11 protein-coding genes are annotated in these 13,869 nt (G+C 68.6%); 3 read left to right on the forward strand and 8 right to left on the reverse strand.

Going from position 1 to position 13,869, the window contains the following annotated elements; translation table 11 throughout:
* Positions 1–282: 282 nt before the first annotated feature.
* Positions 283–1,215, forward strand: a complete 933-nt coding sequence (locus HWX09_RS10005; protein WP_027786298.1) for an MBL fold metallo-hydrolase — start codon at positions 283–285, stop codon at positions 1,213–1,215.
* 141 nt (positions 1,216–1,356) lie between these two features.
* Here the strand turns inward: HWX09_RS10005 and HWX09_RS10010 are convergent, their stop codons facing one another.
* The 8 genes from HWX09_RS10010 to HWX09_RS10045 form a co-directional block, all read right to left on the reverse strand.
* On the reverse strand, positions 1,357–2,751 hold the full coding sequence (locus HWX09_RS10010; RefSeq protein WP_027786297.1) for an aspartate aminotransferase family protein: 1,395 nt from the start codon (positions 2,749–2,751) through the stop codon (positions 1,357–1,359).
* A 20-nt stretch (positions 2,752–2,771) separates the two neighbouring features.
* Positions 2,772–4,250 (reverse strand): NAD-dependent succinate-semialdehyde dehydrogenase, encoded by a 1,479-nt coding sequence (locus HWX09_RS10015; RefSeq protein ID WP_027786296.1) that lies wholly within the window; start codon positions 4,248–4,250, stop codon positions 2,772–2,774.
* Between the two features lie 121 nt (positions 4,251–4,371).
* Complete coding sequence (locus tag HWX09_RS10020) at positions 4,372–4,842, reverse strand: Lrp/AsnC family transcriptional regulator (RefSeq protein WP_027786295.1); 471 nt, start codon at positions 4,840–4,842, stop codon at positions 4,372–4,374.
* Between the two features lies 1 nt (position 4,843).
* Positions 4,844–5,899, reverse strand: coding sequence for a N(2)-acetyl-L-2,4-diaminobutanoate deacetylase DoeB (gene doeB, locus HWX09_RS10025; RefSeq protein WP_027786294.1), 1,056 nt, complete (start codon positions 5,897–5,899; stop codon positions 4,844–4,846).
* 4 nt (positions 5,900–5,903) lie between these two features.
* Positions 5,904–7,112 (reverse strand): ectoine hydrolase DoeA, encoded by a 1,209-nt coding sequence (gene doeA / locus HWX09_RS10030; protein WP_027786293.1) that lies wholly within the window; start codon positions 7,110–7,112, stop codon positions 5,904–5,906.
* A gap of 10 nt (positions 7,113–7,122) precedes the next feature.
* Positions 7,123–8,127: a cyclodeaminase gene (locus tag HWX09_RS10035; protein WP_027786292.1), complete on the reverse strand. Its 1,005-nt coding sequence runs from the start codon at positions 8,125–8,127 to the stop codon at positions 7,123–7,125.
* 1 nt (position 8,128) lies between these two features.
* A complete protein-coding gene (gene eutB, locus HWX09_RS10040) occupies positions 8,129–9,100 on the reverse strand; it encodes a hydroxyectoine utilization dehydratase EutB (protein ID WP_027786291.1) in 972 nt (323 codons plus the stop codon).
* Positions 9,101–9,207: 107 nt separating this feature from the next.
* Positions 9,208–10,620 (reverse strand): PLP-dependent aminotransferase family protein, encoded by a 1,413-nt coding sequence (locus HWX09_RS10045; protein ID WP_027786290.1) that lies wholly within the window; start codon positions 10,618–10,620, stop codon positions 9,208–9,210.
* Between the two features lie 619 nt (positions 10,621–11,239).
* On the opposite strand from HWX09_RS10045, the gene HWX09_RS10050 reads away from it, so the two are divergent.
* Positions 11,240–11,728, forward strand: coding sequence for a MarR family transcriptional regulator (locus HWX09_RS10050; RefSeq protein ID WP_027786289.1), 489 nt, complete (start codon positions 11,240–11,242; stop codon positions 11,726–11,728).
* The gene (locus tag HWX09_RS10055; RefSeq protein ID WP_027786288.1) at positions 11,725–13,848 is read left to right on the forward strand and encodes an FUSC family protein; all 2,124 of its coding nucleotides are present in this window, start codon (positions 11,725–11,727) and stop codon (positions 13,846–13,848) included. The genes HWX09_RS10050 and HWX09_RS10055 overlap by 4 nt, the downstream gene beginning before the upstream one ends.
* Positions 13,849–13,869: the final 21 nt, after the last annotated feature.

The raw sequence follows: 13,869 nt of genomic DNA on the forward strand, positions 1-13,869 counted from the left end.
GCGCCCGGCTTCCCATAAACGGCATCCATGGCATCGCCCGCCGTCCGGTAACGGACGGCGGGCGATGTGCATTTCGGGCGGCGAAGCCCGCTGCCGGATTGTTGTTCTCCGGACAACACGATGTGCGCGCGTACGGCGCTGTCGGCACGTGTCGGCCGTCACTACAATCGCTGACACGTTCGATCGAAATCCGGTCGAACCGAAGCGCGACCGTCACGATCGCGCTCGCGAACCGCGCGGTGCCGCGCGGCTTAATTCCCTCGACGAACAGGATTACTGAACATGAACGCACCCATCCGCAACGTCCAGCCCGTAATCGCCCGCCTGGGCAACGAAGGCTCGGGCGAGCTCGTTTCGTCCCGCTACGCCGTGCGCATCGGCGAGGTCGATGTCGTGCTGATCAGCGACGGCGTGCTGCCGCTGCCGACTTCCACCATGTCCACCAACGTGAGCGAAGCGGACCGCAACGCATGGTTCGACGGCCGTTTCCTGCAACGCGACATGTTCGACTGGGCGCTCAACATCGCGCTCGTGCGCAGCGCCGATCGCCTGATCCTGATCGATTCGGGCGTGGGCGACGGTTTCGAATACTTCACGCGCGCCGGGCGCTCGGTCATGCGCCTGGAATCGGCCGGCATCGACCTGGCCGCGATCACCGATATCGTGATCACGCACATGCACATGGATCATGTCGGCGGGCTGAACGTCGACGGCGTCAAGGCGAAGCTGCGCCCGGACGTACGCATTCACGTCTCGGCCGCGGAAGTGGCGTTCTGGAAAAATCCCGACTTCAGCAAGACGGTGATGCCGGAAACCGTTCCGCCCGCACTGCGCAAGGCGGCGGCGAGGTTCGTGGAACTCTATGGCGAAAACATCGTGCAGTTCGACCGGACCGTGGAAGTCGCCCCGGGCGTGTCGGCGCGGGTGACGGGCGGCCATACGCCGGGGCACTGCGTGGTCGACGTCGCATCGAACGGGGAAAAGCTGACGTTCGCGGGCGACGCGATTTTCGAAGTCAACTTCGACAATCCCGACTGGCAAAACGGCTTCGAACACGATCCGGACGCGGCGGTCGACGTGCGTCTCGCGCTGTTCAACGAAGCCGCGGAAACCGGCTCACTGCTCGCCGCGGCCCACGTCGCGTTCCCGTCCATCGGCCACGTTGCAAAAACGGGCGACGGGTTCCGTTTCGTTCCGGTCGTGTGGGATTACTGAGTGACGAGCGGTAGCCGACACACACCGCAGGCGATGCACTGACGGTTTTTCCAAACCGTATCGGCAAGAAAAAACGCCGCCGCACTTGCATGCGGCGGCGTCACCTCACGCGCCGAAGCGCGTGTCAGAACCGTTGAACACTCACGCGACGGCGGAAATATTCCGCTCGGCGACCTCGTCCACCGCGTCCTTCACGATGCCGACGATCTCGTCGGCTTCCTCGCGCGTCATCACGAGCGGCGGCGCAAAGCCGAGAATGTCGCCATGCGGCATCGCACGCGCGATCACGCCGCGCTGCAACGCGGCCGCCGACACCTGCGCACCGATCTTCAGCGCGGGATCGAACGGTGTGCGCGCGTCCTTGTCGGCCATGAACTCGAGCGCGGCCAGCATGCCGACGCTACGCACCTCGCCGACGAGCGGATGCGCACCGAATGCGTCGCGCAGCTTCGCCCCGAAGTAGCCGCCCACGTCGGCCGCGTTGCCGACCAGGTTCTCGCGCTCCAGAATCGCGAGGTTCGCGAGCGCGGCGGCCGCGCATACCGGATGGCCCGAATACGTCCAGCCGTGCCCCATCGGCCCGTGTTCCTGCGAGCCGCGCGCGATCACGTCCCACACCTTCTCGCCGACGATCACGCCCGACAGCGGCGCATAGGCGCTCGTCAGGCCCTTCGCGACCGTGATCAGGTCGGGCTCGATCCCGAAGTGCTGCGCGCCCATCTTCGAGCCGAGACGCCCGAACCCGCACACGACTTCATCGGAGATCAGCAGGATGTCGTGCTTGCGCAGCACGGCCTGGATCGCCGGCCAGTAGCCGGCCGGCGGTTCGATGATGCCGCCCGTGCCCATCACCGGCTCCGCGATGAACGCGGCGACCGTGTCGGCGCCCTCGCGTGCGATCAGCTTCTCGAGTTCGTCGACGCAGTACGCGACGAACTGTGCTTCGTTCATGCCGGCCGGCGCCTTGCGATACCAGTGCGGACACACCGTATGCTTCACGCGGTCGATCGGCAGGTCGAAATGCTGGTGGAAGCTCGGCAGGCCCGTGAGGCTGCCCGTCACGATGCCCGAGCCGTGATAGCCGCGCTCGCGCGAGATGATCTTCTTCTTGTTCGGGCGGCCGAGCACGTTGTTGTAGTACCAGACGATCTTGACCTGCGTCTCGTTCGCGTCGGAACCCGACATCCCGTAATAGACCTTCTTCATCCCCGCCGGCGACCAGTCGATGATGCGCGACGACAGCTCGATGATCGCGTCCGACGCGTGGCCGACGTACGTGTGGTAGTACGCGAGCTGCTTCGCCTGTTCGTACATCGCGTCGGCGACTTCGGTGCGGCCGTAGCCGATGTTCACGCAGTAGAGGCCGGCGAACGCGTCGATATAGCGCTTGCCCTGGTGATCCTCGATGCGGATGCCTTCGCCGCCGCGCACGATCTTGCCCGGCAGCGCGCCGGTCTCGTGGTCGTACGCGTGCGTCGACGGGTGCATGAAGTGGGCGCGGTCCTCGCGCAGCAGTGCGTCGATCGATTTTTTCATGATGAGCTCCTTTGAATGGGTCAGGCCGTCGCCGCAACGGGCAGGCCGAGATTGCCGAGGCAGAAGTACTTGGTTTCGGTGAACGGCTCGAAGCCTTCGGCGCCGCCTTCGCGCCCGAGGCCCGACGCCTTCATCCCGCCGAACGGGATCGGCGCGCCGGTGAATTTCACGCCGTTGACCGACACCATCGCGAAATCGAGCCGCCGCACGAGCTGGAAGATCGTGTCGATGCGCGTCGCGCATACGTAGGCGGCGAGGCCGTACTCGGTGTCGTTGGCCGTGTCGACCGCTTCGTCGAGCGTGTCGAATGCGCCGACGGCCGAGATCGGGGCGAAGTTTTCCTCGTCGACCACCCGCATGCCGGGCTCGGCATCCGCGATCACGGTCGGCTCGTAGAACCAGCCGCCGAGCGCATGCGGCCGGCCGCCCGCGACGATGCGCGCGCCGCGTGCCCGCGCATCCTCCACGCGCGCCACGGTCGCGTCGAACGCGGCCTGATGCATCAGCGGGCCGACGTCGACGCCCTGCTCGAACGCCGGCCCCGTCTTCAGCGCGCGCACCGCGTTCGCATACCGTTCGACGAACGCGTCGTACAGCGGGCGGGCGACGAGTATCCGGTTCGCCGCGCAGCAGTCCTGGCCGGACGTCTGGAACTTCGCGCCGACGGCAATCCGCACCGCGTGGTCGACATCCGCATCCTCGGTCACGATGAACGGCGCATTGCCGCCCAGTTCGAGTGCGATCTTGCGGATGCCGGCCTTCGCGGCGGTCTCGGTCACGAGCCGCCCGACGCGCGTCGAGCCGGTGAAGCTCACCGCACGCACGCGCGCATCGCCGACCAGCGTTTCCATCGCCATCTGCGGCTCGCCGAGCACGACGTTGAACACGCCGGCCGGGAAGCCGGCCTCGTCGGCGAGCTGCGCGAGTGCGAGCGCCGAGAACGGCGTTTCGTGCGCGGGCTTCACGACCACGGTGCAACCGGCCGCGATCGCGGCCGCTGCCTTGCGCGTGATCATCGCGGCCGGGAAATTCCACGGCGTGATCAGCGCCGCGACGCCGACCGGCTCCATCACGGTGCCGAGATGCGCGCCGTCGATGTGCGTCGGGATCGTGCGGCCCGCGACACGCTTCGCCTCGTTCGCGAACCATTCGACGAAGCTCGCCGCATAGCGGATCTCGCCGCGCGCTTCGGCCAGCGGCTTGCCCTGTTCCAGCGACAGCAGCGCGGCAAGATCGTCGACGTGACGCAGGATCAGCGCATGCCAGCGCAGCAATGCCGCGCTGCGCACCGCTTGCGGCGTCCAGCGCCAGGTTCCGTACGCGCGCTGCGCGGCGTCGACGGCCGCGACGATCTGCGCGCGTTCGAGCATCGGCACGTGGCCGATCACGGCCTGGTCGGCGGGGTTCACGACGGCGACCGTCGCGGCACTGTCGCTGTGGATCCAGCGACCGTCGACGTAGCAGGTCGACTTGAACAGAACGGGGTGTCCGGGCAGCATGCTGCGTCTCCTCGTTGGTGGGCACGGACTTCATTCTGGCGCGCCCGCGCATGCGGAAATTTCGGTTTGCGCGGCCGGAAATGCCGGTTTTTTCCGTATTGCCGCGCGCCGGCGCGAACTTTTACAGCCAGTCCGGCGCGCCGCCGGCGGTGCACTTCACGACCTTCGTCACGATGTACGTGAAGTAGCGCTCGATGCCGAGGTCTTCCATCAGCAACGCATCGATGAAGCGCTGGTAATGGTCGATGTCGCGCGCGACCACGTGCAGCACGTAGTCGACGCCGCCGCCCGTCGCATAGCACTGCGCGACCTCGGGCGCCGCTGCCACCCGATCCTCGAAGCGCCGCATGTCGGGCGCGGTGTGCCGCGACAGCGTCACCTCGACGACGATGCGGCTACCGGAGAACGTGCCGATCCAGTCGACGTCCGCGCGATAGCCGCGGATCACGCCGCTTTCCTCCAGCTTGCGCACGCGCTCCCATGCCGGCGAAATCGACAGGTTCACGGCCTCGGCGAGCTTCGACTTCGTGATGCGCCCGTCGCGCTCGAGCAGGCGCAGGATCGCGAGGTCGTATCGGTCGAGCTTGATCACGTTATGCGTCGCCCCAGGTCACCACCGGGATGTTGCGCTCGACGATGTCGGCCACCACCGCGATCGTGTCGCCGGTCTGCACGATGCCCGGAAAGTGCCGTGCGGCGAGCAGCCCGCGCCGCCGCGCGACGTATTCGACCGGCGTGACGCCCGTGCGGTCGATGTCGTGCACGCGCGCGAGCACGTCGCCGGCCTCGACCTCGCTGCCGAGATCGACGCATATCTCGAGCAGCCCGCGATGCTCGCTGGTCGTGTAGCAGGCACTGTCCGGCATGTCGAGCAGTGTCGTCGTGCGCGGCGCGCCGCTCGCGCCGGCTCCGGCCCGCTCGCCGTCGCGCCGCGCGAGCACGCCGGCATGCGCGAGAAAACCGCGCACGCCGCGCTCGGCGATCGCGACGCTCGCCGCCGTCGACGTGCCGCCGCCGCCCAGCTCGGTCGACACGAACACCTTGCCGGCTTCTTCCGCCGCGCTGTCGTAGAGGCCGACGCTGTCGAGTTCCAGCATGCGCATCGAATACGGCGCACCGAATGCACGCATCGCGCGCTCGCAGCGCGCTTCCTGGTCGCGGTCCTCCAGCACGTGAATCGCCGCGAACGGCACGAAGTCGAGTGTGCGGCCGCCCGCGTGAATGTCGAGCACGTGCGTCGCGAGCGGCAGCAGGTGGCGCTGGAAGTAATCGGCGATCTTCTCGGTCACGGTGCCGTCCGGCCGGCCCGGGAAGCTGCGGTTCAGGTTGCCGGCATCGATCGGCGACGTGCGGCAACCGGCACGGAACGCCGGGTAGTTCATGAACGGCACGACGATCACGCGGCCGCTCACGTCGGCCGCCTTCAGCGAACCGGCGAGCTTCGACAGCGCGACCGGCCCTTCGTATTCGTCGCCGTGATTGCCGCCGGTCAGCAACACCGTCGGCCCGTCGCCGCGCTTCACGACGGTCACCGGAATCATGATCGCGCCCCACGCGGAATCGTCGCGCGAGTAAGGCAGCTTCAGGAAGCCGTGCTGTTCGCCGTCCGCGTCAAAATCGACGGTCGGCGTAATCGGGGAAGCACGCATCGCCCTACTCCTTCACGAACAGCTTGCGCGGCACATTGCAGAACGTCTCGACGCCGGTCTCGGTGATCAGGATGCTTTCCGTGATCTCCAGCCCCCAGTCGTCAAGCCACAGCCCCGGCATGAAATGGAACGTCATGCCGGGTTCGAGCACCGTACGGTCGCCCGGACGCAGGCTCATCGTGCGCTCGCCCCAGTCGGGCGGATAGCTCGCGCCGATCGGATAGCCGCAGCGGCTGTCCTTCTCGATACCCGCGCGGCGCAGCACCGCGAAGAACGCGTTCGCGATGTCCTCGCACACGTTGCCCGGCTTCGCGGCCGCGAGCCCCGCTTCGATTCCGTCGACCACCGCGCGCTCGCCTTCGATGAAGTGCGCGGGCGGCTTGCCGAGATAGACGGTGCGCGACAGCGGGCAGTGATAGCGCCGGTAGCAGCCGGCAATCTCGAAGAACGTGCCGGCGCCGCGCGAGAACGTCGAGTCGTCCCAGGTCAGGTGCGGCGCGGCCGCGTCCGCGCCGGTCGGCAGCAGCGGGACGATCGCCGGATAATCGCCGCCGAAGCCGTTCGCGCCGCCGATGCCGGTCGCATAGATCTGCGCGACCAGGTCGCTTTTCTTCATGCCCGGCTCGATCGTCTCGACGATGTGCGCATGCATCCGCTCGACGATGCGCGCGGCCGCGCGCATGTATTCGATCTCGCGCGGCGACTTCACCGCGCGCTGCCAGTTGACGAGTGCGGTCGCATCGACCCAGCGCGCAGCCGGCAGATGCTTCTGCAGCGACGCATACGCGGCGGCGCTGAAGTAGTAGTTGTCGAGCTCGACGCCGATGCGCAGCGTGCTCCAGCCGCGCGCCGCGATCACCTCGGTCGACAGGTAATCCATCGGATGGCGCGCGGTCGACTGCACGTAATGATCGGGATAGCCGACGATGTTCTCGTGCGCCATGAACGCGGTGCGCTTCGCGCCGTTCGCGTCCTGGCCGCGGCCGAACCACACGGGTTCGCCGTCCAGCGCCAGCAGCACGCACTGATGCACGTAGAACGACCAGCCGTCATAGCCGGTCAGCCAGCCCATGTTGGTGGGGTCGGTGACGATCAGCAGGTCGATGCCGGCCCGCTCCATCGCCGCGCGCGTCTTCGCGATGCGCGCGGCATATTCGCTGCGTGCGAACGCGAGACGCGGCGCGGCTTTCTGGGTTTCGATGACTGCGGACATCTGTCTCCTCTCAAGTCGTGAGGTCGTTGTGAAAAATCGTGCCTACTTCGGCCGCACGCGCGCGTTGCAGCGCGAGCACGGCAATCGCGGTGTCCTGCGCGCCGGTGCCGGTCAGGTCGCAGATCGTGATGTCGTCGCGATGCGTCCGGCCGTCACGGCGGCCGGCGATCACTTCGCCGAGTTCGGGAAACACGGCATCGGCTGCAACGGCCCCGGCTGCGATCGCGTGCGCGAGTTCGCCCGCCACGCGGGTCTGCTGCAGCCGATCGCAGAAATAGCGTGCGGCGCCGAACACCGACGGCGCGAGTTCGGTCTTGTAATCGGCGTCCGAACCCATCGCCGTCACGTGCAGACCGGGATGCAGGTCTTCCGCGTGCACGAGCGGCGCGCGGCTCGGCGTGGTCGTGACCGCGATGTCCGCGTCGGCCAGCGCCGCATGCACCGAGCGCGCGACCGTCGCATCGATGCCGTGCGCCGCGCGCACGTCGGCCGCGAATTCCGTGGCCCGCGCGGTATCGCGCGCCCACACCGTCACGTGCGTGATGTCGCGCACGAGCATCAGCGCGGCGAGTTGCAATCGCGCCTGCTCACCCGCGCCGACGATCGCCGCGCGGCGCGCATCGGCACGCGCGAGCCGCCGCGCGGCCACGGCGCCGGCCGCCGCGGTGCGTACGGCCGTCAGGTAGCCGTTGTCGAGCAGCACGGCCTCGGTCAGGCCGGTGCGCGCGGACAGCACGAGCATCAGCCCGTTCAGGCTCGGCAGCCCGAGCGACGGGTTGTCGAAGAAGCCCGGGCTGACCTTGATCGCGAAGCTGTCGAAGCGCGGCAGGTACGCCGTCTTCACGTCCACTTCGGCGTGGCGCTCCGGCAACGCGAGATTCAGGATCGGCGGCATCACGACCGCGTCGGTCGCGAGCGACGCGAACGCGGCCTCGACCTGGTCGATCGCGGCGAGATCGAGCGGCACCAGCGCACGCAGTTGCGCCTGGCCGAGCAACGTGACGGGATGGGCCATGTCAGTTCTCCGAAACGAGCCGGCGATGTGCGGCCATGTCGATGTTCGCGCCGCTCACGACGACCACGATCGGGCCACCGCGATCGCGACGCGCGATCCGCTCGTCCAGCAACGCGGCGAGGCCGACCGCGCCGGCGCCTTCGACGACGAGCCGCTCTTCCCGATACGCATGCGCGATGCCGCGCGCGATCGACGGCTCGTCGAGCAGCACGACGTCGTCGGCCAACGCGCGTGTCATGTCGAACGTGTAGCGGTTGTCGAGGCCGATGCCTCCGCCGAGCGAATCGGCCAGCGTGGGCTGCTCGTCGATGTCGACCGGGCGGCCGGCCGCGAGGCTCGCATGCATCGCGGAGCCGCGCGCCATCGATACGCCGATCACCTCGATCGGCGGCCGGATCGCCTTCGCGGCAAACGCGACGCCGCTGAACAGGCCGCCGCCCGACAGCGGCACGACGAGCGTCGCCGTATCGGGCAGCGCCTCGAGTATCTCGACACCGATCGTCGCCTGCCCCGCGATGATGCGCGGATCGTCGAACGGCGGCACGTACGCATAGCCTTCGTCGCGCGCGAGGCGCCGCGCTTCGATCTGCGCGTCGTCCTGGCTGTCGCCGACGATCACCACGCGTGCGCCGAGCGACGCGACCGCATCGACCTTGTTGGCCGGCACGAGCGACGACATGCAGACGGTCGCGTCGATGCCGAGCGCGCGTGCCGCATGCGCGAGCGCGCGGCCGTGGTTGCCGGTCGACGCGGTGACCACGCGCGTCACGCGCTGCGCCGCGAGTTCCGCGAGCGCGTTGGTTGCGCCGCGCAGCTTGAAGCTGCCGGTCGGCTGCAGCGTTTCGAGCTTCAGGTAGACCGGTGCGCCAACGCACGCGGACAGCGCGGCGGACGCGACGAGCGGCGTACCGTCGGCGCGCCCGGCGAGGCGACGGCGCGCGCGGTAGACGTCGGACAGCGACAGGAAAGACATGGAACGCACGCCTCGCGACGAATGTGATGCGATCCAGTCTAATGTTCCAAATCGCGCTTTCGAATGTCCTGATACATTGCGCGCGATATCGCGGCAGCGCCGCCGGTTCAGTGGAAATCGTTCAGGTGCGGATACTGTTCGAACACGCCCGCGATCGTCTCGAGCGCTGCGTTGCACGCGGCATCGGAAGTTTCGGCGCCGATGCACACGCGCACCGCGTTCGGCCGCTCGGTGCCGCCGACGAGAAACGGATCGGGCGACGTCACCGCGATCTTGCGGGTGCGCAATTCGCGCACGATCCGCTCGGCCTGCCAGTAGTCGGGCACGCGCAGCCATGCCGAAAGCGCGTTCGGATGCGCACCCAGCACGTACGGCCCCAGCGCGGCCTTCACCATCTCCTGGCGGACGGCGAGCCGCTGGCGCTGCAGTTCGACGAGCCGCCGCGCGGTGCCGTCGGCGATCCAGCGCGTCGCGATTTCCGCGATCGGCGACGTCGCCATCCAGCTGCTCACGCGCAGCACGCTCTCGACGCGCAACGCGAGCCGCCGCGGCATCGCGAGATAGCCGGTGCGCAAGCCGGTCAGCACCGATTTCGTCATGCTCGTGCAGTAGAAGCCCAGCTCCGGAATCAGGCTGGCGATCGGCGTGCCCGTCTTCTCGGGGAGCGGGCCGTACACGTCGTCCTCGATCACGTAGACGCCGTAGCGCGTCGCGATGCGCGCGATCGACCGCCGCCGCGAATCGGTCATCAGCGACACGGTCGGGTTATTGAGGGTCGGCGTGCAGACGAGCGCGCTGATGCGCTCGCCGTCGCACATCTCCTCGAAGTGTTCGGGACGGAGGCCGTGCTCGTCCATCTCGAGCCCCTTCAGCGTAAACCCGAGCACGTTCGCGGAGCCGATCACGCCGTGATCGGTCAGGCTCTCGCACAACACGGTATCGCCCGGCCCGACGATCGACGCGAGCGCGAGAAAGATGCCGTGCGCCGCGCCGTTCGTGACCAGCAGCGATTCGCGGTGCACCGGCATGTTCAGCGACGCGAGCCACGCGGCGCCGGCGTCGCGATGCGCGTCGAGGCCGGCGATCGGCCGAAACGAGCGGATCCACGGCTGATCGTCGGTGCCGGCCAGCGCCGCGCACACGCCGCGCCACGCGGCATCGTGCTCCGGCGTGTGCACGATGCGCGCGATCGAGAAGTCGACCAGTTCGCGCTCGGTCGTATCGAGGATGTAGTTCGACATCGATTCGGTCACGCGTGCGGCCACGAAGCTGCCGCGGCCGACCTCGCAGCGGATCAGTCCCTGGCGTTCCAGCTCCTTGTACGCATTGGTGACGGTCTGCACGCTGACGCCGAGGCTCGATGCGACGTCGCGCTGCGGCGCGAGCCGTGCGCCCGGCGCGAGCGCGCCGTTCTCGATGTCGCCGGCGATCGCCTTCACGAGCCGCTTGTATTTCGACTCGATGCTGTGCACCGCGCCAATTGCGTCGCGCCAGCCTGCCGATACCTCGGTCCGTCCCATCTCGATGTCTCCGTCGTGGCTTCCGCATGGTCGCTCAGAAAGACACCCTGAAAATATTGTCCTAGTGCAATCGCGTGCGAATGCAGGACGTTACGGGTCGGATCGGGGGTGCAATCGGCGTGCCCGTGCGAATACGGGGCCACCGGCACTTTTATTGTTCAGACGAATGTCGCGGGCCGCCTACCCTCGCAGAATGCGCGGTGCATCGAGGATCACCGACGTGTCGACCCACCCTGCAGTCGAGCGCTACCGCCGCGCCGCCGCTCGCATCCACGGCGTCGAGCACGCGCCGCGCCCACGCCCCACGCCTGCTCGTCGTCGGTCCACGCATACGCGCGATGCGCCGCATCGAGCTGCTTCGGGTTGGATGCACGGCTTTCCGCCGAAGCAGAACCGCCGCGCGCCGCGCACCGTGCTGCCGGACGGTTCTCGTCTGACCATTCAATATAGTCGCCGCACGCACGCGGACGGCTCGGGATCGCCACCCTCACAGCTTGACCACGGCCGGCACGCCGCCTAGATTGCTTCAGACGAGCCGGCCGTGCCGCATGCGCTGTGTCATCCGGGTGACAAAAACCGATAGTTTGCTATCGAATGATTTTGCCCTATCATCTCGCCCATGACCAATCTGCACGACCTCCGCCTCGCCGTCAGCAGCCTGCTCGTGCTCACCGCGCGCAAGTGGCGCCGCACCAGCGACGGCGTGCTGACCGCGTACAACGTATCCGAGGCCTGCGCGACGCCGCTGCTGATCGCCGGCCGCCTCGGCGAAGGCGTGCGGCAAGGCACGCTCGCCGAGCACGTCGGCATCGAAGGGCCGTCGCTCGTGCGCCTGCTCGACCAGCTGTGCGCGGCCGGCCTCGCGCGCCGCGACGAGGATCCGCACGATCGCCGCGCGAAGACGATCTCGCTGACGGCCGCCGGCCGCGCGATCACCGCGAAGATGGAGGAAGACCTGCGCGCGCTGCGCGCACAGGTGCTCAAGGGCGTGTCGCGCGCCGATCTCGAAGCGACGCTGCGCGTGCTGAACGCGTTCAACGCGGCCGACCCGCATCCTTCGGCGTCACACCCGTCGCACCCGTCCCGCCCCGTCGATTCCGCGTCATGACCTATCCGAGCCTTCGCGACTGGCTGTTCTCGGGCAAGACGTTCGCCGCGTCGATGCTGGCGCTGTACCTCGGCCTGTATTTCCAGTTGCCGCGCCCGTACTGGGCGATGGCGAGCGTCTACATCGTGTCGAACCCGTTCGTCGGCGCGACGCGCTCGAAGGCGCTGTACCGCGCGCTCGGCACCGCGCTCGGCGCGGCCGCCGCGATCTTCTTCGTGCCGCCGTTCGTCGAGACGCCGCTCCTGTTCAGCATCATCGTCGCGACCTGGTGCGGCACGCTGCTGTACCTCGCGATCTCCGACCGCACCGCGCGCAGCTACGTCTTCATGCTCGCCGGCTATACGATGCCGCTGATCGCGCTGCCGACCGTCACCGATCCGTCCACGGTATTCGACGTCGCGATCGCGCGCACCGAGGAAATCGTGCTCGGCATCGTCTGCGCGAGCGTGGTCGGCAGCGCCGTGTTTCCGAACCGGCTCGCGCCGACACTGATCGAGCGCACCGACGCGTGGTTCAAGGACGCCGCGTTCTACGGCCGCGAAACGCTGTCCGGGCACCTGGCCGGCAAGGCGCTGTCCGCGTGCCGGCAGCGGCTCGCCGCGACGATCACCGGCCTCGAGTTCCTGCTGAGTCAGTTGGGCTACGACCATGCGCATCCGCGTGTCCTCGCCCGCGCGCAGGCGCTCGCGGGCCGCATGCAGCTGTTCCTGCCGCTGATGTCGTCGCTCGCCGATCCCTTGATCGCGCTGATGCGCGACCTGCACGTGCGCCCGCCCGCACTCGACGCGCTGCTGGCCGATGCCGCGAAATGGTTCGACGCGCCGCTGCCGGCCGTCAAGACCGGCTCCGACGGCGACATGGCCCACGATCCGGTCGCGGACAACCTGCGCGAGCGCATCGCCGCGCTGCAGCCGCCCGACAGCGCGCTGGCGAGCTGGGACGGCGCGCTGCTGTCGAATGCGCTGTGGCGGCTGCGCCAGGTCATCGACATCTGGCAGGACTGCCGCTCGCTGCGCGCGCTGATCGCGAACGAGTCGGGCGTGTGGCAGCCGCGCTATCGGCACTGGCGGCTCGGCGGCACCGAGCGCTTCTTCGATCGCGGGATGATGCTGTTCTCGACGCTGACCGTCGTGTTCGCGATCGTGTTCGCGTGCTGGCTGTGGATCTCGTCCGGCTGGCACGACGGCGCGGCCGCCGTCACGCTCGTGGCCGTGTCGTGCAGCTTCTTCGCCGCGCTCGACGAGCCGGCGCCGCTGGTGTTCAAGTTCTTCCTGTCGACCGCCGCGAGCGTCGTGTTCGCGGGCCTGTATCTGTTCGTCGTGTTGCCGCACGTGCACGATTTCGCGATGCTCGTGCTGATGTTCGCGGGCCCGTTCATCTTGATCGGCACGCTGCTGCCGCGCCCGCAGTTCAACATGGTGACGATGCTCGTCGCCGTGAACACGGCCACCTTCATCAGCATCCAGAGCGCGTACGAAGCCGATTTCTTCGTGTTCCTGAACAGCAACCTCGCCGGTGTGGCAGGGCTGCTGTTCGCGTACGTGTGGACGCGCGCGACGCGCCCGTTCGGCGCGGAACTCGCGGTGCGGCGCCTGCTGCGCTCGGGCTGGGAGGACGTCGCGCGCTCCGCGTCGACGCAGCCGCTCGACGATCAGCGCAACCACGCATCGCGGATGCTCGATCGCGTCACGCAACTGCTGCCGCGCCTCGGCGCGTCCGACGACCACCGCCACCCGTCGATCGAGAGCTTCCGCGACCTGCGCATCGCGCTGAATGCGCTCGACTTGCGCCGCTCGCGCCGCCGGCTGTCGGGCGACGTGCCCGACGCGATCGATCGCGTGCTGGCCGGCGTCACCGATCACTACACGCGCTGCGCGGCCGCGAACGCGCGCCAGCCCGCGCCGCCCGCGCTGCTCGCGACGATCGACGACGCGCTGCAGCGCGTGGCCGGCCGCACGCTGCCGGGCGCCGCGCCGGCCGACGGCGCGGCCGCACCAACGGCGCCGGCCACGCACCGCCGGCTGCGCGACACGCTGCACGCGCTCGTCGGCCTGCGCCTGTCGCTGTATCCGGCCTCGGCCGCGCAAGCGCCGCAGGCGCCGGACGGAGCGCGCGCATGAGCCGGCTTTCCACCCTGTCCT

Source organism: Burkholderia sp. BCC1208, assembly GCF_902833095.1.
Lineage (GTDB): Bacteria > Pseudomonadota > Gammaproteobacteria > Burkholderiales > Burkholderiaceae > Burkholderia.